The 23,262-nt window shown below is 43.7% G+C and carries 19 protein-coding genes; 18 read left to right on the top strand and 1 reads right to left on the bottom strand.

What is annotated here, in order from left to right; genetic code table 11:
* Position 1: 1 nt before the first annotated feature.
* The 17 genes from BK120_RS16640 (at position 2) to BK120_RS16560 (ending at position 21,247) form a co-directional block, all read left to right on the top strand.
* A complete protein-coding gene (locus BK120_RS16640) occupies positions 2-1,354 on the top strand; it encodes a sensor histidine kinase (RefSeq protein WP_076268596.1) in 1,353 nt (450 codons plus the stop codon).
* A 180-nt stretch (positions 1,355-1,534) separates the two neighbouring features.
* Positions 1,535-3,067, top strand: a complete 1,533-nt coding sequence (locus BK120_RS16635; RefSeq protein ID WP_076268650.1) for a spore germination protein — start codon at positions 1,535-1,537, stop codon at positions 3,065-3,067.
* Positions 3,064-4,164 carry a GerAB/ArcD/ProY family transporter gene (locus BK120_RS16630; protein WP_076268595.1) on the top strand — a complete coding sequence of 367 codons (1,101 nt, stop codon included), beginning with the start codon at positions 3,064-3,066 and terminating at the stop codon, positions 4,162-4,164. The genes BK120_RS16635 and BK120_RS16630 overlap by 4 nt, the downstream gene beginning before the upstream one ends.
* A complete protein-coding gene (locus tag BK120_RS16625) occupies positions 4,161-5,273 on the top strand; it encodes a Ger(x)C family spore germination protein (RefSeq protein WP_076268594.1) in 1,113 nt (370 codons plus the stop codon). Before BK120_RS16630 ends, BK120_RS16625 begins: the two co-directional genes overlap by 4 nt.
* Before the next feature lie 123 nt (positions 5,274-5,396).
* Positions 5,397-6,494, top strand: a complete 1,098-nt coding sequence (locus BK120_RS16620) for a LytTR family transcriptional regulator DNA-binding domain-containing protein (RefSeq protein WP_076268593.1) — start codon at positions 5,397-5,399, stop codon at positions 6,492-6,494.
* Positions 6,495-6,667: 173 nt separating this feature from the next.
* On the top strand, positions 6,668-7,516 hold the full coding sequence (locus BK120_RS16615) for an ABC transporter ATP-binding protein (protein ID WP_076268592.1): 849 nt from the start codon (positions 6,668-6,670) through the stop codon (positions 7,514-7,516).
* A 124-nt stretch (positions 7,517-7,640) separates the two neighbouring features.
* Positions 7,641-8,222 (top strand): ABC transporter permease, encoded by a 582-nt coding sequence (locus BK120_RS16610; RefSeq protein WP_256710919.1) that lies wholly within the window; start codon positions 7,641-7,643, stop codon positions 8,220-8,222.
* Between the two features lie 197 nt (positions 8,223-8,419).
* Positions 8,420-10,045, top strand: a complete 1,626-nt coding sequence (locus BK120_RS16605) for a response regulator transcription factor (protein WP_076268649.1) — start codon at positions 8,420-8,422, stop codon at positions 10,043-10,045.
* A 1-nt stretch (position 10,046) separates the two neighbouring features.
* Positions 10,047-11,831, top strand: coding sequence for a cache domain-containing sensor histidine kinase (locus tag BK120_RS16600; RefSeq protein WP_076268591.1), 1,785 nt, complete (start codon positions 10,047-10,049; stop codon positions 11,829-11,831).
* A gap of 15 nt (positions 11,832-11,846) precedes the next feature.
* The gene (locus BK120_RS16595; protein WP_076268590.1) at positions 11,847-12,833 is read left to right on the top strand and encodes a substrate-binding domain-containing protein; all 987 of its coding nucleotides are present in this window, start codon (positions 11,847-11,849) and stop codon (positions 12,831-12,833) included.
* A gap of 29 nt (positions 12,834-12,862) precedes the next feature.
* Entirely contained in the window at positions 12,863-14,146 is a 1,284-nt protein-coding gene (locus tag BK120_RS16590; RefSeq protein WP_083682073.1) for an extracellular solute-binding protein, read from the top strand.
* Positions 14,147-14,335: 189 nt separating this feature from the next.
* Positions 14,336-15,703 (top strand): ABC transporter substrate-binding protein, encoded by a 1,368-nt coding sequence (locus tag BK120_RS16585; protein ID WP_083682071.1) that lies wholly within the window; start codon positions 14,336-14,338, stop codon positions 15,701-15,703.
* Between the two features lie 87 nt (positions 15,704-15,790).
* Positions 15,791-16,693 carry a carbohydrate ABC transporter permease gene (locus BK120_RS16580; protein WP_054026051.1) on the top strand — a complete coding sequence of 301 codons (903 nt, stop codon included), beginning with the start codon at positions 15,791-15,793 and terminating at the stop codon, positions 16,691-16,693.
* Positions 16,694-16,706: 13 nt separating this feature from the next.
* A complete protein-coding gene (locus tag BK120_RS16575) occupies positions 16,707-17,552 on the top strand; it encodes a carbohydrate ABC transporter permease (protein WP_076268588.1) in 846 nt (281 codons plus the stop codon).
* Positions 17,553-17,747: 195 nt separating this feature from the next.
* Positions 17,748-18,824 carry a copper resistance D family protein gene (locus BK120_RS16570; RefSeq protein ID WP_076268587.1) on the top strand — a complete coding sequence of 359 codons (1,077 nt, stop codon included), beginning with the start codon at positions 17,748-17,750 and terminating at the stop codon, positions 18,822-18,824.
* 155 nt (positions 18,825-18,979) lie between these two features.
* The gene (locus tag BK120_RS16565) at positions 18,980-20,077 is read left to right on the top strand and encodes a polysaccharide deacetylase family protein (protein WP_076268586.1); all 1,098 of its coding nucleotides are present in this window, start codon (positions 18,980-18,982) and stop codon (positions 20,075-20,077) included.
* An 18-nt stretch (positions 20,078-20,095) separates the two neighbouring features.
* Entirely contained in the window at positions 20,096-21,247 is a 1,152-nt protein-coding gene (locus tag BK120_RS16560) for an MFS transporter (RefSeq protein WP_076268585.1), read from the top strand.
* Positions 21,248-21,523: 276 nt separating this feature from the next.
* Here the strand turns inward: BK120_RS16560 and udk are convergent, their stop codons facing one another.
* Positions 21,524-22,159 (bottom strand): uridine kinase, encoded by a 636-nt coding sequence (gene udk / locus BK120_RS16555; RefSeq protein ID WP_076268584.1) that lies wholly within the window; start codon positions 22,157-22,159, stop codon positions 21,524-21,526.
* 145 nt (positions 22,160-22,304) lie between these two features.
* Between udk and BK120_RS16550 the strand changes: the two genes are divergently transcribed.
* Positions 22,305-23,225 (top strand): aldo/keto reductase, encoded by a 921-nt coding sequence (locus BK120_RS16550; protein ID WP_076268583.1) that lies wholly within the window; start codon positions 22,305-22,307, stop codon positions 23,223-23,225.
* Positions 23,226-23,262: the final 37 nt, after the last annotated feature.

The following is a 23,262-nucleotide window of genomic DNA, read 5'->3' as shown; positions in this document are numbered from 1 at the left end:
TATGAAGCTCGTTCATCAAATTAATCTCGCTTTTGGCATCGCGCTTGTGCTTGTGTTATCGATCACTGCGCTATTAATTCATTATGTATTATTGGATCATTTTATGGTTGCGCAGAAGGAAGAATTGAAGATGGCAAGCGCAACGCTGTCCGCTACTATGAAGACGGAAATGGTGACCCAATCAGCGGAAGATAGCCGGGTGACTCTATCTGCCAGTGCATTGTCAATTAACCCATCCATTAAAGCCGTCGTTACGGATACCCAAGGAAATATTATGCAAGAGGTATTGCCGATGCAAACCTTGCAGGCCGGTAAAGCGTCGAGCACGGAGACAGCAGCCATTACGAGCGTTGGTAAGGTAGTAGATGGTACGGATAAAGGGTTTCTTGTTGAAGTGAACGCCATTCCGCAGGGTACCTTGACGCTCTTTACGCCAGTCAGCAAAATCAAAGAAATTGAACAGGCGCTGCTGAAACGTTTGCTTCTTGTATTCGGTTTGGGCGGAATGCTGATGCTGGTGCTCAGCCATTTGATCACGAGGAAGCTAATCAAGCCGCTCATGAAATTAAAAGAAGAATTGACAAAGGTGAAGAGCCGCCAGTTTTCCAAGGTGAAACGCGTAAAGGCAGGGGGGGAGATTGGTTCTGTTGCACAGGTCGTTTTTGAAATGGCTGACGAGCTTAATCGCTTTAACCGTGCGCAAAAGCAGTTTTTTCAAAATGCTTCACATGAGCTGAAATCACCTTTAATGTCCATTGCGGGTTATGCGGAAGGCATTAGAGACGGTGTTTTTGAAGGTGAAAGTGTTTATAAAGGCTTGGACATTATTTTAAGTGAAAGTGACAGACTAAAAAATTTGGTTACCGAAATGACGTTGTTAGCGAAGCTGGACAGCGAGGAGGATATTTATCAGCCCTCGTTGGTGTGTTTAAAGGATTTGCTCGCTGAGACGATTGAACGTGTAAACCCTATGCTCGTCAAAAAAGGAATTACACTGCATCCAAGCTATGATGAGCATGAACAGCTGATTGTACGAGCAGACCAAGACAAGCTTCTGCAAGCGATGCTTAACGTTGTAACTAACGCGATTCGACATGCGGATAAAAATATTTATATTCATGCTTCGGCTAAGAAAGGCCGCATAGAAATATCGGTGTCCGATGATGGCGGCGGCATTCCGGATGAGCTTCTTCCTTATTTATTTCATCGTTTTGTGAAAGGCAAGGACGGGGAGTCTGGCCTCGGCCTAGCTATATCGCGAGCGATTGTGGAACGATGCGGGGGCCTCATTACAGCAGGCAACAACAAGGGCGGCGGTGCTATATTTTCTCTTGGATTTCCATTAGCCGCATGAGTAGGAGTAAGCCATAAGGAAGAAGCTTTCAAAACCACAATAGGAGTGGGATTGAGGGCTTCTTTTTATATCCAGTAAGACACGCGGAGTATCTTTTAGTCGCTTTTTGTCGATCCTTGGAATGACTATTTTAAATCCATAGACAGAAACGAGATAGGATGATTCCTTGTGTTTTCATACATGAAATTTTTTAGAGGAAACCGAAAATCAAAATATCGGATACCGACTAATAGTGCCTCATCTCTTCAAGATCCTCCTATTAGCAAAAATATGTCAACTAATATTGGTTACCTCAAACAGCTGTTCACATTGACGCCAGATTTGATTATCAGACAGATCCAAACGAATCAAGACGAAAATGCAGCAACTCTTGTCTATTTGGAGGGGTTAGTCAATAAGGAATACATTCACAATAATATTTTGCATGCTTTAATTAACGGCGACTCTGGCCAATATTTCCGATTGCCTGAAGTAAGCATAGGAACAATCCGGGTGGAATCGACCTGGATACAAATTGAAAATGCCATTTTACAAGGGGATAGTGTGCTCTTTGTCGAGGGTCAAGCTAATGTCTACGTCTATGATACAAAAGGTTGGCCGCAAAGAGCAGTTGATGACTCTCGTATCGAAGCCTCCCTTCGAGGAGCGCATCAAAGCTTCGTGGAGACAGGAAGCCAAAATATTGCCTTGATTCGCAGATATATTCCCGATCGTGAATTAAAAATCAAGGAGATGATTGTAGGCCAGCGCGGAAAGTTGAAACTATCAATCTTGTACTTGGCTGACGTGGCTAATCCGGAAATTCTTAAGGAGCTCGAAACACGGATAAACCATATCGATATTGATGCGATTATGAATACAGGGGAGCTTGCTGAATTCCTCGAGGATAATCCATTTTCTCCGTTCCCGCAAGTTATTTTGACAGAGAAACCAGATACAACCGCATCGCATATTCTTCAAGGAAGATATGCAGTTGTTGTGGATCGGTCTCCGACCGTGATGATTGCTCCCGTCAATTTTATCGCCTTCTTTCAAAGCGTGGATGATTACAGCAGCCGCTGGCTCATCTCTTCTTTTATACGGCTTCTTCGTTTTTTTGCTATGTTTATTGCTTTGTTTTTACCTTCTGCGTATATTGCGTTCATTTCGTTTAATTACGAGGTTATTCCGGTACAGTTCATTCTATCGATTGCGGAGACGAGGTCCCGTGTACCCTTTCCGCCGATTATTGAAGCGATTTTGATGGAAATTATGCTCGAAATGATGAGAGAAGCAGGACTTCGTTTGCCTGCCATGATCGGTCAAACCATCGGTATTGTAGGAGGTATTATTATCGGTCAGGCAGCTGTTCAAGCCGGGATCGTGAGCAATATTATGGTTATTGTCGTCTCTTCTACTGCGATTGCTTCATTTATTATTCCCAACTATGATATGGGCGCTGCTATTCGACTGCTTCGATTCCCTATCATGATACTGGCTTCTATGTTTGGCATTGTGGGCATTGTTATTGGAGCCATGGCTTTAGTTGCTCATTTTGTTTCTATCGAATCGATGGGTGCCCCATATGGAAGCCCATTAGCACCCTTTAAGTTTAGCCAAATGAAGGATGTATTTGTTCGTTTTCCTGTATGGGCAGTGCTTAAGCGGCCCAAGAGCGCGATGCCTGTTCAATCTATTAGACAAAGAGATCATCGGGATGGTGATCAAACGTGAAGGTACAAGAGCGAAATCAGATTTCTATCACGCAGTTTATATTTATTATCCATAGCTGCCAAGTCGGAACGGGGATATTTTCGCTCCCTAGAACGCTTGCGGAGAAAGCGGGGACAGACGGCTGGATATCATTATTGCTCGGCTGGTGTATTAACCTGACTGTTTGTGTCCTCATCGTAAAAATGTTTGAAAAATATCCTGATGATACGATATTAGATTTGTTCATCCGCCTCTTTGGCAAGGTTGTAGGGAAAATCTTAACCATCCCTATTATTTGTTATTTCGCTTTTTTTGGCTGGACGATTCTTTCGATCACGATGTTATTTATTAAGCAGTGGTTTTTGCAAATGACCCCCGATTATGTCTTGATGATTCTGCTTGTCGTCCCGGGCTTTTTCATTATTGGGAAAGGGCTGTATATTTTGGGCCGATATTCAGAGCTTGTTTTTTATATGACAATCTGGATGTATTTACTGCTGATTATTCCTTTGAAAGACAGCCACTGGGTTCACCTGCTGCCTCTGATTAAAGAGGGGTGGATGCCTATTTTTAACGGAGTAGGATCGGCTATCTTTTCATTTCTCGGTTTTGAGATTGTATTGGTCCTATATCCGTTTTTGAAAACAAAGCAGTTGGCGGTACGCGGAGTTGTCATTGCCAACACCATCACTTTTATTCTCTACCTTGGGGTTACCTTGATTTGCTACGCCTACTTTAGTCCGGACGGGATTACAGATTATAATGAGCCTCTCTTTAATTTATTGAAAATGATCGAGCTGCACTTTTTGGAGCGGTTTGACATGGTTTTTTTGGCGCTGTACTTGTTTGTTATTTCAACTGCATGGCTTCCGTATCTTTATGGAGCAGTCTATAGCACAAGCCATCTGCTGGGAACGAAGAAAAAGGCGCCATTCGATTCGATTCTTCTCATATCCATTGTTATAATCACCGCTTTTCTTCATCCATCATGGAATCAAACGGGACAATGGATAGAGTTTATAAGTAAAACAGGCATTGGGGTCGCTTATGTTTTTCCTGTATTCCTATTTCTATACGTGAGTATATATAGTCGATTTCAACGGAGTGGCAGCCAATGAGAGCGGTATTCTTTTTTTGTCTATTGATGTCGCTTACGGTGCTCCCGGGCTGTATGGATACGATCAATATTGAAGATGTATCGCTCGGCTTATTAATAGGCATCGATTTGAATGAGGATGAGAACCTTGTTGTTACATCTTCTAGTCCTGTCTTTTATGAGGAAGCCAAAGATAAGGAAGAGAATACCATCGTTATATCGAATACACTTCGTGAATCAAGAGAACAATTTGATGCCACTGTTACCGCCTTGTCCCGAAGAGGAAAGGTGCAGGTCATATTGATCGGCAAGCGTGTTTTACAGCATAAAGACTGGTTTAATATTTTGGACACGGTGTACAGGGATGGGAAAAACACGACGATGTCTCGGGTGGTCATGGTGGATGGCCCCGTCTCAGACATAGCAATGTTCACGCCCAAGGATAAACCGCGCCTTCCTATGTATTTAGTGAAGCTAGTCGATACGACAAGCGAGCAGAATCTTTCAGTTAAAACGACGATTCAAGAGCTCCATCGTCAGTTTACAGAAAAAGGAATGACGCCGAGTTTGACAGAGATGCATAAGGATGATCAAGTCAAAGTAACGGGTACGGCACTCTTGGATCATTCCGGTAAATATAAATTCACGCTCGATATTAAACAATCGAAGCTGTTAAAAATTTTACAAGGAGAAACAGGCGGCATATTTTCATTTACGCTTAGCCTACCGGAACAGCCGGAGAAGGGATTGGCTCAAAAAAATAAATTAAGCTTTTATCCTACCACTCTCCAGGTAAAGACGAAGGTTGACTTCGCTGATAACCAATTCGTCTTTCATACTGCAGTGAAGATGGGAATTGTAATGACGGAGCGTCTTTTTAAATTTGACGTGGAGAAAAATGCGCCTCTCTTGGAGAAACAAATCGCAGATGAGATACAAAGGCAAATGCAGCAGTTAATTAAGAAAATACAAAAAGCAAAAATTGATCCGATGGGGTACGGGTTATATGCAAGAGGCCACGAATATAATCACTGGAAGAAAGTGAAGGATAACTGGGGTGAAGCTTTAGCGGAAGCGGATGTAAATGTAAAAATAAAAATTAAAATTCAAGATATGGGCTCCAATCGTTAAACGCAATCCACAACCTCACCTGGTTGTGGATTTTTTACATTCATTGCAGTGATTAGGTCATGTATAATAAACAAGTTAAATGAAAAATATGGCTTTTAAACTATAGATAAGCTAGGTGATCATATGGCAGTTCTTACCATCAATGAGTTAGAGAGATATACCGAAAACGTACTCGTATTTCCTGCCTTTCATATCGAAATTGCACGTCATGAAGTGGTCGCGCTTTATTCGAGCATGAATGTCCGAAATACGTTATTAGCGATGCTGACAGGAAAACTGCCGATTTCCAGTGGAGAAATTAAGTTAAATGATCTGTCATTTGCAAATAACAGGAAAGGTTTTCTTAGTCAGATAGGTCTTTTGCTGTTGGAAGAAGGTTCTTATGAACGGTTGACTGTCAAAGAAAACTTTAGCTTCTTTAAACAGCTATACGGTTCAAGCCTATCCGTCGATGAAGCTGTCCGAATCGTCAATCTTGATCTGAAAGCCAATAAGCGCCTAACGAAGCTGAGTCTGTCAGAGAAAAGGCGGGTTCAGTTTGCACGCTTATTATTTCAAGATCCTGCTCTTTACATTTTTGAGGAGCCAGATCAGAACGTTGACCTCGAAACAAAGCTTGTTTTTCATAAAATGGTTCATACGCTCGGGGAAAGCGGCAAAGCGATTCTCGTGCTCACGGGGAATATGGAAACAGCGCTTAGTGTGACAAGCCGGGTCTATAGACTGGATGAGAAGGGACTCAAAGCTTTTGATGTTCAAGATACAGAAGAGGAACCGAAATCCGTATCTCCAGAAGATGCGGATAAAAAGGAAGAACCTATGCCTTCGCATGCAGAGAGTGATGAGGGCCTTGAAGATGATGAACCTATCGTTCAGCACGTCAAATTCGAGAAAATTCCGACACGAATGAATGACAAAATTATATTGTTTAATCCTCCGGAAATTGATTATATCGAAAGCAGTGAAGGACAAACGAATCTCTATATTAAAGGGGAGATGTATCCAACCTCCTTCAAAATTAATGAGCTGGAAGAAAGACTGCAGACGTATGGTTTCTTTCGTTGCCATCGTTCTTACATCGTTAATCTGCAAAAGGTAAGAGAAGTCATCACCTTCACTCGCAATAGCTATAGCTTGGTGCTTGATGATCATTTAAAGACTAACGTACCGTTGTCAAAAACAAAAATGGCTGAGTTAAAGGAAATGATCGGGCTTAAATAAGCGCCATTCACCGAAACCGCTGCTCCAAACCACGTGATTATTGCGCTATTCAGCCCGAAATACGCATCATTCACCCCTTTGTATGCTCCATTCAATGCGATTATAATGCGCCTCTTCCTCCTCTCACCTAAGATGAAGGTAGACCAGATAAAACAACGGAGGTTGAGAGCGGCATGCAAAATATAATTGAAGTGACTTCATTAGAGAAATCATTTTCGAATTCGAGGGCGTTAAAGGACGTTTCCTTTAACGTAAGGAAGGGTGAGATTTTCGGTTTTCTAGGACCAAGCGGATCGGGCAAAACAACAACCATCAAAATATTAACAGCGCAGTCGAAGCCAACCTCGGGGAGTGCCTATGTATTTGGAGTACCCACGAGTAAATTGCGAGAAGAGAAGTATCGCAAAAAAATGGGGATCATTACCGACAATACGTCTTTGTATGCTCGCTTGTCTGTTTACGATAATTTGAAGTTTTTTTGTGATTTATACGATGTGCCCGAAGGCCGGATTCATGTCGTGCTGCAGATGGTGAATTTGGAGCAAGAGAGCAAGAAGATGGTATCTAAATTATCCAAGGGCATGCTTCAACGGGTCATTCTCGCTCGGGCTTTCCTGCATGAACCAGAGCTCTTGTTTCTGGATGAGCCCACTTCAGCGCTTGACCCTGTGAATACGAAGCATATTTATGAAGGCTTGTTACAATTGAAAGCAAAGGGTACAACCATTTTTTTAACGACGCATGATATGAACGAAGCCGAAACTTTATGTGACCGCGTTGCTTTCCTAAACAATGGAACGATTCAATTGCTCGATGAACCAAAGAAGCTGCGAGAGCAGCATAGCGATGCAACCATTACAGTAGAGCTAACCGATGGGTCAACGATTATTGTACCAAAGGGATCTGATGGGGCGCAGAAGGTATTTGACTATATGAGCAAAAACCAAATCGCATCCATTCAATCGAACTTTCCAACATTAGGCGATATTTTTGTAGAAGTGACTGGGAGGAAACTATCATGACATTTTCAATGAAGCGAGTAATGGCTATTTTACAAAAAGACTATAAGACGTATCTCGAAACATGTATATAACCACGACATTGATCCTTCCTTTAATCCTGGCTGCTTTATATGGGCGCATAGGTGTGAATACCATTGATGTACAATATCTGGTCATCAATATGGCTTTAATTTTAGTAGCTACGTATGTGCAGTCGGCCTTGGTAGCTGAAGAGAAAGAAAAAAATACACTGCGCGGACTCATGCTGTCACCGGCGAGTATTTTCGAGATTTTTTGCGGCAAAAGCTTGCTAAGCTTTATTGCGGGCACGGTCATTATTGTTTTCTCTGCTTTACTTTCTAATTATCATCCGAAGAACCTATTGGTCATTATCATCGCTATATTTTTATCATCCGTTTTTTATTTGGGTTTAGGCACGTTCATCGGTTTGTTAACTAAATCGGTGATGGAAGCCTCCGTTGCGATCATGCCGGCTTTTGTCATTTTTGCTTTTGGGTCATTGATTACACCGTTGATGGATCAGTATCCAATCCTGACGATTGCCAATTACATGCCAAACCTGCAGCTGATTGAACTAGCGAAGCAAGTAGAGGCTGGTGCGGGGCTGGCAGATGTATTGTCCCACTTAGCTATTATTTTTGTATGGATTATTGCGATGTATGCTGTATGTTTGTATGTATACAAGAAACGTATGGTGGATGAATAAAGCAAAGTAGTATATGAAATGGTGGATGGAGCAGCATGATTTTGCTGCCGCTCAAGCCAAGAGAACCCGAGTCGCTAGCGGCCGGGTTTTTCGACATTTTCCTGAATCAAGGAATTGTAAGCTGGTGTATTCTCATGCATAATTGGAGTATATTGTTACTGCTCGTATATTGGCATTTACAGACTGGAGAGGCTTCGATGTATAAAGTAATTATTGTCGATGATGAAGCGGTTGTCCGAATCGGATTAAAAAATACAATCAATTGGAATGAGCATGGCTTCGAATTGATTGGTGATTACGCTAACGGTCGAGAAGCGTGGGATGCCGTAGAATTGGATAGGCCGGAGCTCGTTATTTCAGACATCAGTATGCCGTTCATGGACGGATTAGAGCTGGCTGGTTTAATTTCCGCTCAATTTCCGTATATAAAAATGATTATATTAACGGGCTATGACGAATTTGAGTATGCGCAGCAGGCGATTCGGCTTAAAATTTCTGATTTCATTCTGAAACCGATTACAGCGCAAGAAATACGTCAGCTCCTGGATCGAATTAAAGCAGAGATGGATGAAGAGAAGCAGCGTCGTGAAGATCTGGGCAGGCTAAACAACCAGCTGGAGCACAGTCTTCCGCTGCTTAAAGAGCGATTTCTAGAGCGTTTAGTTGCGGTTGGTTTAGGAAAAGGGGAAATCGCAGAACGTTTTGCTTATTTCAACCTGCCGCCGATATCACCGCTATATTTGGTCATGGTCGTAGATATCGACGATTTTGGCGACCGAGAACTGTCCTCCTATGAGCATGATGTCGAATTTTTGCGATTCGCTGCTTATGATATTTTTAATGAAACGCTGGACCGAGAGCATGTGCTGACCTTCCGAACCCGTGAGGAACGGATGGTTGCCATCATTTTTGGACATGACAGTGAAAGCCTGCTATATGAACAAGGATTTTCGCTTGCTGAGGAGGTCCGCTATCATATTGAGAAATATTTGAAGTTTACAGTGACGATAGGAATTGGACGAACATGTACGCTCGCTGAACAGCTGCCGTTATCTTACAAGAGCGCATTGTCGGTGCTGGACTATCGTTTCCTGCTAGGAAAGAATAGAGTGCTGAGCATTATTGATATAGAAGGAAAACCTTCCGGATACATGCCGCTGAGTCATGACCTCGACCGCAAGCTGGCTGCTGCTGTGAAGACAGGCGCCATTCAAGAAGCCTACCAATTGATTGAACAAGGGGTAGCGGAGCTGAAAACCTCTCTTGTTCCAGTGGAAGCTTGTATGCTGCAAATGCAAAAGGTTGTTCTCTCGCTGATGAACTCTGTGCAGGAGCTAGCTGTTCGAGAGCAGGAATCACCGTTTGAGCAGCAAATGAAGCTGATGAACATATTCAAGTTCAAGACGCTGGACGAGGTTGAGATTTGGCTAAAGGACATGGTAAGCTCCGTTATTTCTACTATAGCGGATAACCGTAATTATTTGACCAACATGCAAATTCATCGCGCGGTGGAGTATATTGATACGAATTACGCGAATGAAAAGATGTCGTTGCAGGACTTATGCCGTCATGTGCTCATGAGCTCAAGCTATTTCAGTCTCGTGTTCAAACAGCATACAGGAGAGACGTTTATCGAATATTTGACCAGCGTAAGGGTGGCTAAGGCGAAGGAGCTGCTTCACAATTCGGCGATGAAGCTGTATGAAATTGCGGAGCAGGTGGGCTACAAGGACCCGAATTATTTTAGCATTTTATTTAAGAAGCACACAGGTATAACGCCAAAGGATTATAGAGAGAAACAAATAAAGGGGAGCGGAGCCTAACATGCTCAAAGATCGGTTCTTTCCTTTGTTTCCGCTAAAAAGCATTCAATCCAATATATCTTTGGCGTTTTCTATGCTGATTTTGGCTGCAATTGTATTAACAACTCTAGTAAGCTATCAGGTTTCCGTCGCGGCGGTTGAGCGGAATTCGAAGGGCTACATTGAGGAAATCATTAAGCAAGTCAATTTAAATATTCAATCGTATGTCGACAATATGGAAAATATATCACTGCTCGCTTTAACGAATAAGGACGTCAAGTATTACATATCGGACAATAACTTTATCAGCGCAGAGAACCGCCGCACGTATGAGAAGCAAATTTCCGACTTGTTTCAGGCGATTTTGTATACGCGCAAGGACATTGCATCCATTATGGTGTTTGGATACAATGGTCGATTTGTTTCTGACCGCCGAATAACTACCTTAAATCCAAATACGAAGATAGAGGATCAAGAGTGGTATCAGCTGGCAAAAGCGGCAGGCGGCAGGTCCGTCGTTTCTGCACCTCATGTACAAAGCTTAATTGAAAACGAATACCGCTGGGTTGTTTCTCTGAGTCGAGAGCTTAAGAGCACAGATGGGATTAAGGCGGATGGCGTACTCCTCGTTGATCTAAACTTAAGTGTCATTAATGACATTTGCGAAAATATTAACCTCGGCAAAAAAGGTTATCTCTTCATCGTGGATAACGAAGGCCATATCGTTTATCATCCGCAGCAGCAGCTCATCGATAGCAAACTGCGTACAGAGCGTATTGCAGAAGTTTTGCAGGCTCCAAGCGGTCAATCCTTCGTCGTGAACGAGGGTGGAGACAAACGTATTTACTCCGTGCAGGACACAAACTTTGGATGGAGAATTGCCGGAGTGGCTTATTCAGATGATTTGATTGCAAACAAAGAGGGTCTGCGTAATTCCATTATTTTTTATTCCTTATGCGGCTTAGCTGTTACGCTGCTGATTTCCATAGGATTGTCACATCGCTTATCCAAGCCTATTAAAGTATTGCAATCCGACATGAAGCAAGTAGAGAAGGGCAACTTTAATATTCAGACGGAAATTGGCCAAATGAATGAAATTGGACAGCTGGGTCGATCTTTTAACTTAATGGTCAGCCGAACCAAGTTTCTAATGGAGGAAACGATTTTAAATCAGGAAAATAAGCGAAAAAGCGAGCTTCTGCTGCTTCAATCGCAAATCAATCCCCATTTTCTATACAACACTCTCGATTCGATTGTGTGGATGGCCGAGCAGAAGCAGCATGAGGAGGTCGTTCTGATGACATCCGCTTTAGCTAAGCTGTTCCGCGCCAGCATTACGAAGGAAAAAGAGCTCGTTCCAATTCGAGTGGAAATTGAGCATATTACGAACTACTTGCTTATACAGAAAATGCGCTATAACGATGAGCTTAATTATGTCATTGATATGGAAGAATCAATTCTCGACTATAAAACGTTAAAAATATTGCTGCAGCCTTTTGTAGAAAATGCGATATATCATGGCATCCGGAACATGTATGGCATGGATGATGGATTAATTACGATACGTGGAAGGCAGTCTGGCGATCAAATTATTTTTGAAGTAGAGGATAACGGCCAAGGGATGTCAGCGGAACAGCTAGGGAAGCTTCTCTACAGCAACTTGGAGGATAACGCCAACCAGGGCATCGGGATACGCAATGTAAACGAGCGGATTAAGCTCTATTTTGGACATGAGTATGGCATCCAAATTCGCAGCGAAATTGAAGAGGGCACCTGTATTACGATCGTAATACCGAAGCTCGATTAAGGGGGAAGCAAAATAATGCGAAAGCATCGATTTACGCTGCTGCTAGTCGTGGCAATTGCGATGATTGCCATCTATTTTGTATTCAACTTTAATCTGCTTTTTGGCGTTAACCATGAGGAGAAAAATGTTACGGTCATTTTGAAATCCTTAAATATTCGACTTGATTTCTGGCAGGCAGTCAATCAGGGTGCGGAAGCAGCAGCCAAAGAGACGGGGCTAAACCTAAGTGTAGAAGGTCCGCTTATTGAAGGCGATTCCAATGCTCAGATTCAAATCTTGGAGGATGCGATCGCACGGAAGCCGCAAGCGATTGTCATAGATATGGTAATGGATAATCGAATGCCAGCTATTCTTGCCAAGGCGCGCGCTGCAGGCATCAAGCTGGTCATTATTAATCATTCTCCGAGTATGAAGCCCTCTCCTATCGTTGTTTCAAGCAACCATAAAGAAGCAGGACAACTAGCAGGACAAACCTCCATTCAGGAAACGGACGGCGATCCGAATATTGCCGTTATTAGTGATTACGCGAGCTCGGTTATTTCGCAAGAGAGGCTGGAGGGAATGCGCCTTGCATTAAAGGGCTACAAAGCGAGTGCAATGGAAACCTATTATGCAGATGATTCCGAGGATCAAGCCTATGAAATTGCCAAGCGGCTGCTTCGAAGTGATTCCGGCATTAATACATTTATTACGCTCAATCAATCCGCGTCACAAGGGGTTGCAAGGCTGCTGAAGGAGTATAACAAGACAGGTGCTATTAATCTTATTGGATTTGATAGCACCAGTGATGAGGTTCAGTTGCTGGAGTCGGGCATTATGACAGCTTCTATTGTACAAAAGCCATTTAATATGGGTTATCTTGGCGTGAAAGCGGCGCTAAAGCTAATTGATGGAGAAAAAACCGAGCCTATCACCTATATCGAATCCAATGTCATTACGAAAGAAAATATGTACACAACGGAAAATCAGAAGCTGCTATTCCCATTTATAACGAGTAAGTAGATCCCTATTCGGAAGGATAATATAACTTTATGCAGCGAAAACGGTATGGAATTAAACCTCTTATGGTTGCTATCAGCCTTTTGTTAATTACAGTAGTTTCCTCTTCGTGCATGAACGAGAACCCAGAGCCAGTTGCTACTCCGAAGGAGGAGCGGGCGTTGATTCGGTTTGTCGCCTCCGAATACAGTACGGAAACGAAGCCGCTGCTTGAAAAGCTGGTAAAAGAGTTTGAGAGGAAAAACCCTCTCATTGATGTAGAGCTGCAAGTAGCCAACTGGGATATACTTGATGGAATCTATACGACTATGATTAGCAAAAACCAGCCTCCCGATCTTCTGAATACGAATGTGTATGCCCATTACGCCAAGGATGGCTTGTTAAATAATATGGATGATATTATATCGCCTGAACTAGCGAATCGGCTGTATCCGAACTTAGTAGATATGGATCAGATAGACGGGGTGCAATACGCAATTCCATACGTTGCTACTACACGGAATTTATACTATAACAAGGAGCTGTTCCGCAAAGCGGGCATTGCTGCCCCTCCGACAACGTGGTCGGAGCTAGAGCAGGCCGCAATGAAAATTAAAGCACTTGGCGCAGCAGACGGCTTCGGAATTGACCTGTCGGACAATGAGACACAGGCGACTTTGTCTTATATATTTTTTGGCTCGGGTGGAGATTGGATTAAAGATGGGAAATGGGCCATTAATTCACCGACCAATGTGGAAGGATTGACTTTTTTTAAAGAGCTGTTTGATAAAGGCTTGACTGAGCCAGAGCCGAACATAACGACTCGCGACGAGAAGCAGCGAATTATGGGCGGAGGCCATCTTGCTATGATGATATCTGGCAATTATTTCTCGGCAGTCGTCCCCAAAGAGTTTCCGGAGCTGGAATGGGGAAAGGGTCCGATTCCAGTAAAGGATGGTACATCGCCAATTACGTTTGGTGTACATGATCTGCTCGTGTCCTTCAAAACTGATCATACCAATAAAGAAGCGTTGTCCAAGTTTCTTGACTTCCTTTATGAAGATCGAGCTTATGAAGAAATGATTAAACGCGAAGGGTTTCTTCCCGTTACGACGACGGTGGGCACCAAGCTGTCGGAGAAAAGCGAAGTGATCAAAAGCGATTTGGAAGCGTTAAGCAAAGCGAGGTTTTATCCGGCGAAGGAGCCTGCTTGGCAAGCGGTGCTTGATTATACCCGTAAGCTAGGTGAAGCTGTTCTATATGAGCAAATGACGCCAAAAGCGGCATTAGATGAATTGCAGTCTTTTGCAGAAAATAAGAGCAATCAGCAAAAATAAGCGCTATCTTAGCGAAATTACTCGAAAAATAGCTTTATATGCACGGAAGAGAAGATAATAAAGAATATATGGAAGATATTCAATAGAGATTATAGCCCTCCCAATTTATGATGAAATTACACGATGGAGCAGCAAGATGAGCCCCTAGGTACAGTGTAAAAAACATCATTTTTGGGAGGGTTTGCTTTAATGATTATGAAGAAAAAGATTGCAGCGCTTGGTATCGCCGTTATTTTGGCTGCCGTATCGTTAGTTGGATGTGGCTCGAATAGCAATAATGGTGGAGCAGCTACTAATGCACCTACAAAGGAGCCGGCTGCTGAAGCGACGGACGCACCTGCTGCAACCGACACGACGGTTAAGCTGACAGGCGATTTCGAAATTCAATATTTTGTGGGCGGGTATGGCGATAAATGGTGGAAAAAAGTTATTGCTGATTTCCAAGCTGCAAATCCGGAGCTTAACATTAAAGAATCCGCAGGACCTAAAATTAACGATCAAAATAGACCGCGCTGGATCGGCGGCAACCCGCCAGATTTCGTATACATCGATGGTCCGGTATTGAACGATCGCCAAATGGTTGAAGACGGCCAGCTGGAGGATTTGACGGATTGGCTGAAAGATGCCAAAAACGTTGACGGTGATCTAATCAGCGACATTTTGGCTCAACCTGCTCAACAATTTGACGGTAAAGTATACAACATTCCACTCGTACTCAACTCATGGGGTGTTTTCTGGAACAAAGCGCTCTTCAAGGAAAAAGGCTGGGCTGAGCCAACTGACTTCCCATCGTTCCTTGCTGTAAGCGAAAAAATCAAAGCAGACGGCATTACGCCGTTCATTCACACAGGTAAATACCCGTACTATATCAATGGCTCGTTCCTGTATCCAGCTATCGTATCAGCAAACAACAACGATTTCTCTATTCTTCAAGATATGGCAGCTAACAAAGTAGAAGCTTTTGAAAGCCCTGCTGTTCTTGCTGCATTGAACAAAATCGTAGAAATGCGCGATAAGGATTACATCGACAAAGCTTCTATCCAAATCAATCACACGGATTCACAAATGCTGTTCCTGCAAAACAAAGATGCTTTCATTGTGAATGGCCTTTGGCTGCCTAATGAAATGGCTAAAGACGTTCCTGCTGGCTTTGACTTTGGTTTCATTCCTTCCATTACGCAAGAAGCAGGCGGTAAAGTGGTTGCGAATACATCCACAGCTACTGTTGCCATCGCGAAAAAAGCGAAAAACAAAGAAGCAGCTAAAGCGTTCCTGCAATTCATTTTCTCAAAAGATCAAGCTTCACAATGGGCTGAGCTAAGCGGCGCGCCTTCCAACATTAAAGGCGACATCAGCAGCTCCAATGCGCCAAGCCATGTTAAAGATGCTGCTAAATATTTGACAGATCCTAACACGGTTGTAATCCCAACAATCACTTACAACGCTGACGTTGATAAAGCGATGATGGATGCAACAGATGCACTGACGATTAGCAAAATTACGCCTGAAGAGTGGGTTAAGCGGGTAACTGACGTGGTGAAAAAGGTTAGCAAATAATAAGCCTTCAAAAGATTGACGGCAGAGATTGATCGAGGCATAACGCCTCGATCACTTTCTGTGAATTTACTCGGAGGGATGGAAGGTATGAACTCAGGGACAGTAAAATGGCAGAGAAATATATTTATCGCATCATTCATCATCCCAACTCTTTTATTTTTCGGCGTATTTACAATCTATCCGGTAGTGCAAAGCTTGTATTATTCATTTTTTGACTGGTCCGGCATGTCGGAGACAAAAACGTTTGTTGGCTTTGATAATTTCAAAGAGATGTTCCATGATCCCATTGTGTGGAGAGCGATCGGCAACGACTATTTTCTTGTTGCTGGCAAAGTAATCGGAATTATGCTTCTCGCGACGTTTTTTGCAGTAGCGCTCACTAGGTTTGGCTTTAAGCTGGCTGGATTTTTTCGGTCGATTTTCTTCATTCCGAATGTAATTTCCGTCGTTGTTATTGGCGTATTGTGGAATTTCATATATAATCCGCAAATTGGCTTCCTGAATGCATTTTTGTCGTTATTCACGAGTGAAAAAGTATCGATAACGTGGCTCGGTTTTTCCGATCATACCATATGGATGCTTCTGCCTCCGGCTATTTGGGCGGGTATCGGCTTTTATATGATTCTTCTCATTGCAGCTATTCAAAGCATTCCTGCTTCCTATTTTGAAGCGGCAAGCATTGAGGGCGCAGGGGAATGGAAACAGTTTTGGAGCATCACGCTTCCGCTCGTTTGGGAGCAGATGAAAGTGTCCATTCTTAACATCATGATGACTACGCTTAACGGTTCCTTCGTAATCGTATGGATTATGACAGAAGGCGGACCGGATAACAGCACACAGGTTATGGGCTCCTACTTGTATCAAATGGCATTCCGGCAATTCCACTTTGGGTATGGTGCTTCGATAGGGTTTATCATCCTGGTCCTGTCCTTAATTACGACAATCGTACTTCAACGGCTTATGCGTCATGATCCCGTTGAGATGAGCTAAGGGGGATAAAGAGATGAATATACAGATTAAAAATCCAATCGCCAAGCTAATCATCTATGCCATTTTGATCCTATGGGGCATATCGGTATTGTACCCGCTCATTTGGACCTTGCTTGATTCTCTAAAAAATAATGAACAATTTTTCTTGAATGCACCGTGGGCTTTGCCTGAGATTCCGCTTATTTGGTCCAACTTCTCGTATGTGTGGAGCAAATACCACTTTGATACTTATTTCGTGAATTCCCTTGTCATTACGACAGGATCGACGATATTGGCGCTGCTCCTATCCGCAACGACAGCGTATGTGCTGGCGAGATATAAATTTAGAGGAAGCAATGCGTTGTTTCTGCTTTATATTTCCTCAATGATGGTACCGTTTGTACTAGCGCTCATTCCGTTGTTTTTCTTGATGAATTCGCTCGGCTTAATTAATACGAAGCTTGGATTGATATTTGTTTATACGTCCAGCTTGCTGGCCTTCGGCATCTTTGTGCTCGTCGGGTTTTTTAAGTCGCTGCCGAAGGAGCTGGAGGAAGCAGCGATTGTGGATGGCGCTTCTTATTACGGGACATTTTTCCGAGTTATGCTTCCGCTGGCGCAGCCAGGTTTGATCACGGTTGGCATCGTCAACATCCTGAACATCTGGAACGAATATATCGTGGGTACGATACTTATTAATGATCCGACCCAGTATACGCTGCCGGTGGAAATTGGCGTTATGCAAGCCGAGATGCAGTATCGTACAGAGTGGGGCCCGTTGTTCGCAGCGCTGTTGATCACCATTATTCCGGTTCTAATTATTTATATTATTTTTCAAAGGCAAATCGCAAGCGGGATTACAGCTGGGGCGGTTAAATAAGCTAATATTTGAATAATCCAATAGCAGCTGGCAGCTCTTTTCTCTTCCGAGGAAGGAGCTGTTTGTTTATGGAATACGTGCTCAAGTGTGGGCATTCCTATTTTTCAAACAAATATCATATGAGCATGCATTCATTTGTTTTTATTTATGATATGATGACTTTTGAGTTGAACCCTGTGCTTGGAGTTGATCATATTGTACATTTATTTGTTTGAAACGCTGCTTTATTTGTCCTTTGCTTTGACCGGCGGTTATCTATTGCTTCAATTCATTCCAGAGAAGTCCAAACCGCAATTAAAGAACATCACTGATTTATTTCAATATGCTTTATTGGCAATCCCGCTGTTTTCATTTATGTCGATTCTTCGATCAGCGCTTGTTTTACGCGATTTTGCGCAGGACATGCCCTTTATTCAGGTTTTATTAATTGTTGTAAAAGATTATTCGTACGGCAATGCATGGGTTTGGAATCTCATTATATGTACCGTGATGTACATGATCACACAGTTTAAAGGCATGCAGGGTAAAATGACCAAATGGGTTCTAGCACTCTTATGGTGTGCCAGTATTCTAGCTCATGGCTGGGCCAGCCATCCGGCAGGCTTCTCGCCTTTCTGGGGCGTACTTTCACAATCCGTTCATGTCGCTGCAGTTTCTCTTTGGCTTGGCACGCTTCTTATTGTTGCTTGGTTTACAAATGGGGAATGGAACTGGAAGGCGTTTGTACGATGGTTTACGCCAATGTCGATCAGCAGCATCGTCCTTATTGTAGCGGCTGGTATTGTGATGATGTTTCTCCTAGTCGATGGTTATATCAACTCATGGGGAATCAATTATGGACAAGCGCTTCTACTTAAGCATCTTGTTTTCTTGCCGCTTGTTCTTCTAGGCTTTATGAATGGGTTTCTATCAAAAATTACAGATAATGGTCGGCATAAAAGTAGATTGCAATGGTGGCTTCGAGCGGAAACGTTACTTGCACTAGTCATCCTCATCACAACCGCCTACATGGGTGTACAGGAGCCGCCTCATGAAGGGGAGTTCGAACAGCCTTCTCCATCTCCGTTATTTACTTTTTTGCATGGCGATTTGCAAGACGTGTCGCTGCAGTGGAACTGGAATTTGGTATATATCAGCATGATTGTTATTGGAATTGCAGCACTGGCCTTATTATTTCCCAGCTATAAAAAAGAGAAACGCAGCATGTTTGCTGCCTTTGCTTGCATAGCTGTCTTATTCCCGTTTTTTGGCATACTTTTATCTGTTCAATAGAGCAGATAGAAGGAAACTCGTTTTTGCTTTTTAAGCAGGACGAGTTTTTTTTGTAAGACAGTAGGATTGTATTAGATAAGGAGAGGAGAGTATTGGAACATTTTTTTATTCTCAACTATAATACAGGAAACTAACGAGAGAATAGGGGTTATCACATGACAATTGAAGCGTTTTGGAAGGGAAATAACGACCAGCCGATATGTGCATTTACGTTTGATGACGGGCCTTCACATCTACCACTTGAACTTTGGCTTTCTGTTCTAGAGGAAGAAGAAGCGATTGGCACCTTCTTTTTTACGGGCGAGTGGATAGATAGATATCCAGATAAAGCTAGAGAAATACTTTCACGCGGTCATGTGCTCGCCCCGCATACGTATCATCATCGCCGAATGGCAGAGGTGCCTAAGGTTGTATTTTTGGAGCAGCTTAAGCTGACCGAGCTGGCTTATCAGGATGCGACAGGCCTTGCTTGCCCAACTTTTATGCGTTTTCCTTATTGTTCTTTCCGCGAAGAAAACTTGGATTGGCTGGATGAATGGGGCGGCTACCGGGACATTGAAGGCGTCGATTCAGGAGATTGGCGGGGCGTTTCTTCGGAAGATATCATTGCAAAGGTCGAACCGGTTCTAGATAAAGGGACGATTGTCGTCATGCATAGCAATGATATTGCGACAGGCACTCCGGAGGCTTTAAGAGCACTTATCCAAACCGCTAAGCAAAGAGGACTACGATGCGTCGGTATTCCCGAAATGCTCGAGTCAGCAGGGTTAGAAGTAGGCTACAAACCTTGGAAAATAACGGTTGAGGTTCCGTCTGAGCTGGATTATCCTTCGGAGGGCTGGGCTCCCTTGGCAAATAAAGAGGAGCTGTCTGCGCTAGCTGCTCAGACCATAGCATGGAACGTTCCACAATATACGCTTCAATTCAATTCCGAGCTGGAATGGCTTGAGCATTTGGAGAATCCAATTCATGAATTCGGTGTTATGGAGAATCGCGAGCTGTTCCATATATGGCAGTTTGAAGGCTCCTATTGGGGTTTCGTACGCGCCGGCGTCGTAGAAGATACGCTTGTACTACTCGACTTTGCGGCTAAGGAAGCGCAAGCGGATACGCTCGTGTATTTGCTTCGGTGGGCTGCTAAGACTGCGAAGGAATTAGGGTTAACCCGCATTGAAGCAAGGCGGGATATTCGCAATATGCATGAGATGTGCAGGCAGCTCAGCTGGCAATCGGAGATTAAGGAAGAGCTGTAGAGAGAAGGTACGTACCCGGTGAAGTCATTAGCAACCTATTATTTTTTATGGTATTTAGCCATTTCTGTCGTTATGCCTTACACGAGTCTATATTTCAGTGATCGCGGCTTTAGCCATACAACGGTTGGTCTCATCCTGTCCTTATGGGCATTGGTCAGCGTCATTGCCCAGCCCGTGATGGGCATGATTAATGACCGAATTAACAATCCGCGCAAAATTATCATGATCTGCGTTATCATTGCTCCGATACTCGGGCTTGGATTTCAGCTTATGGAGGGACTTGCGGGGATTCTCTTCTTGTCTATTTTCTTTGCATGGTTTCAATCCTCTGGCGGACCGATAGGTGACGCGATGTCTGTAGAAATTGCCAGCAAAAAAGGTTTTTCCTTTGGCAGCGTCAGATTATGGGGAGCTTTAAGTTATGCGATAGGTACCTTTGCTACAGGCATTTTATACGAAAAATACGGCTACAACGATATCTTTATTTATTATCTTATTGTGAGTTTAACCGTCTGCTTGGCGCTCATGCTGCTTCCAGCAACGAAGGTTACTCGTAGAAATGTGACGTTATTCGGCCAAATGGGCGAGGTTGTTCGCAATAAGCCGTTTATGATCTTTGTCGCTACAAGCATGCTGATGATGATGTCTGCATCGATTAATATGAATTTTTTGCCATTATACTTTAAGGAAATGGGCTTTGATAAGAGCTGGATCGGCAGTGCTTTTGCGATAGCCGCTATTATTGAGGTGCCGATGTTCTGGGTGGCGACGAAGCTAAGCAAGCGAATAGGCAGATACCAGCTGCTGTGCGTCGCGGCTTTGATCTATGGCATCCAATATTTCGCGATGTTTTTCTTCGATAACGTTTCATTGACGCTGGCGGTTCAACTGCTAAATGGGATCGCGTTCGCTTTTGTCGCGGGCACAGCTGTTGAAATCGTACAAAGCTATGCGACTGAGGGCACGAAAGCGACTCTGCAAACGGTATATGCGGCTGTAACATGGGGACTCGGAGGCATTGTCGGCAATGCGATGGGCGGCGCGGTGGTCGATTACTTTGGAGCGCCATTTCTTTATTTGATTCTGTTCTGTTTATGTCTGACAGCTTCTGTGCTGTTTTTCGCAAACAAGCATCATGAGCGCGGAAGCCAAACAAACTCTATTGTTTGAGCTCATTTTGCCGAAATAGATCTAGAAAGTAGTCTTATTGTTGCTGAGAAGCTGCCAAATAGCACTGTATGCGTGTTTTACGTGAAAATAGCACTAGAAACTAGTCTTATTATCATCGGATGAGCTCATTTTGCTGAAATAGAACTAGAAAGTAGTCTTATTGCTGCTGAGAAGCGACCGGATGGCACTTTAAACTTACATTTGCTAAAAAAGGGGCAGTCCCTCATGGTCTGAAATGACCGGAGGGACTGCCCTTTTCCTATGTTTAGAGCGCAATTAACCGAGAATCGGCGGCTCGTGATCTGTCATATATTTTTCAGTCAGTATGGACAGCAACTGGATACCGACCTCATTGTGTCCGCCTTCGGGAATGATTAGATCGGCATATTTTTTGGATGGTTCGATAAAAGCCTCGTGCATTGGCTTAACCGTCTTCAAGTACTGGTCATGAACGGACTGGATCGTCCGGCCGCGCTCCTCAATATCCCGAAGCACACGACGGAGAATACGCACATCGGGGTCCGTATCGACGAATACTTTGATGTCGAGCAGCTTCCGAATGCTTTCTTCAGCGAGCACATGAAGTCCTTCCAATATTACGATATTATTCGGCTTAAGCTCTACCGTTTCTGTTGTGGATGGAGCATAAGCGGCGAAGTCATAGACTGGCGCGTAAACGGTTTTCCCTTCTTTTAGAAGCAGCAGATCTTGAGCGAGCAGCTCGATATCGAAAGAGAGAGGGTGATCATAATTGATCAATTCACGTTCAGCCATGCTGAGATGCGAATAGGTTTTATAGTAGTTATCCTGAGATATGAAAGTTACTTTTTCCGATCCAAGACGTTCAATGACAGAGCGTGCAACCGTAGTTTTTCCCGAACCGGTGCCGCCAGCGATACCAATAATAAGCATGGTGATTCAGTAAACCTCCCTAATAAAATTGCCATAGCAATTTCAGTATTGTAGCACAGAATACGGAAGCATGCTATTTCTTACTCATGGTTTAAAATGTTAAAATGAAAAGGACAGGCTACATCATTTAGAAGGAGTGTTGATCTTGAAGTATAGAAGACTCGGAAGCACAGAACTAAATGTGTCGGTAATCGGCATCGGAACCTGGCAGTTTGGAGGAGAATGGGGACGGGAGTATTCGCAGAACGAAGTCGATTTGATTCTCGATAAAGGGAGTGAGCTTGGCATCAATCTGATTGATACCGCTGAATGTTACGGTGATCACCTCTCAGAGTCACTCATTGGAGATTATATCAGCCGCCGCAACCGCGAGGATTGGATCATAGCAACAAAGTTTGGCCATCATTTCCACGAGCGCTTCACGCGTACCGACGTATTTGACGCCGAAGGTGTTGTAGCTCAGCTTGATGCTTCACTGAAGGCGCTAAAGACGGACTATATTGACCTGTACCAGTTCCACTCAGGACCAGACCAAGCATTTGATAATGATGTGCTGTGGACCACTCTGGATAAGCAAATTGCAGCCGGGAAAATCCGTTTTCTTGGGACGTCTATCGGCAGCAATGACAATCTGCATCAGACAGAAGCATCAACAAAGGTGAACTCTCGCGTCATTCAGGTCGTATATAATCGACTCGACCGTCAACCGGAGGAAAGAGTATTTCCAGCATGCGAGCAGCAGGATTTGGGCGTGCTTGCACGTGTTCCGCTGGCGAGCGGCTATTTGAGCGGCAAATATAAGCCGGGGGCCGTATTCGGTGATACCGATGTACGCCACAGGCATGATAAAGAGAACACGCGGCTTAAGCTGCTGGAAGTAGAACACATTCAGCGTGAAGAGGTGCCGCAAGGTGTCGATATGGCGAGCTGGGCGCTTGCTTGGTGCTTGAAGCATCCTGCCGTAACGGCTGTCATTCCGGGCTGCAAGGACCCGGCTCAGGTTGAAGCGAACGCAAAGGCGGCAATGCTTGCAGTCGAGCCTCACCCGCAGGATCGCAGCAACTAGATATTTTCGACGTAAGAAGAGGCTGTCGCAAAAGGTT

The sequence above is a fragment of the Paenibacillus sp. FSL A5-0031 genome, from assembly GCF_001956295.1.
Classification (GTDB): domain Bacteria; phylum Bacillota; class Bacilli; order Paenibacillales; family Paenibacillaceae; genus Pristimantibacillus.
This window is presented reverse-complemented; position numbering and strand designations above follow the sequence as displayed.

Bases quoted from the DNA above. Each gene is read 5' to 3' on its own strand.
- BK120_RS16595 (WP_076268590.1), top strand. From the start codon at position 11,847: ATGCGAAAGCATCGATTTACGCTGCTGCTAGTCGTGGCAATTGCGATG.
- udk (WP_076268584.1), bottom strand. From the start codon at position 22,159: ATGCTTATTATTGGTATCGCTGGCGGCACCGGTTCGGGAAAAACTACG.
- BK120_RS16575 (WP_076268588.1), top strand. From the start codon at position 16,707: ATGAATATACAGATTAAAAATCCAATCGCCAAGCTAATCATCTATGCC.
- BK120_RS16580 (WP_054026051.1), top strand. From the start codon at position 15,791: ATGAACTCAGGGACAGTAAAATGGCAGAGAAATATATTTATCGCATCA.
- BK120_RS16600 (WP_076268591.1), top strand. From the start codon at position 10,047: ATGCTCAAAGATCGGTTCTTTCCTTTGTTTCCGCTAAAAAGCATTCAA.
- BK120_RS16635 (WP_076268650.1), top strand. From the start codon at position 1,535: ATGAAATTTTTTAGAGGAAACCGAAAATCAAAATATCGGATACCGACT.
- BK120_RS16565 (WP_076268586.1), top strand. From the start codon at position 18,980: ATGACAATTGAAGCGTTTTGGAAGGGAAATAACGACCAGCCGATATGT.
- BK120_RS16585 (WP_083682071.1), top strand. From the start codon at position 14,336: ATGATTATGAAGAAAAAGATTGCAGCGCTTGGTATCGCCGTTATTTTG.
- BK120_RS16605 (WP_076268649.1), top strand. From the start codon at position 8,420: ATGTATAAAGTAATTATTGTCGATGATGAAGCGGTTGTCCGAATCGGA.
- BK120_RS16640 (WP_076268596.1), top strand. From the start codon at position 2: ATGAAGCTCGTTCATCAAATTAATCTCGCTTTTGGCATCGCGCTTGTG.
- BK120_RS16620 (WP_076268593.1), top strand. From the start codon at position 5,397: ATGGCAGTTCTTACCATCAATGAGTTAGAGAGATATACCGAAAACGTA.
- BK120_RS16625 (WP_076268594.1), top strand. From the start codon at position 4,161: ATGAGAGCGGTATTCTTTTTTTGTCTATTGATGTCGCTTACGGTGCTC.
- BK120_RS16590 (WP_083682073.1), top strand. From the start codon at position 12,863: ATGCAGCGAAAACGGTATGGAATTAAACCTCTTATGGTTGCTATCAGC.
- BK120_RS16615 (WP_076268592.1), top strand. From the start codon at position 6,668: ATGCAAAATATAATTGAAGTGACTTCATTAGAGAAATCATTTTCGAAT.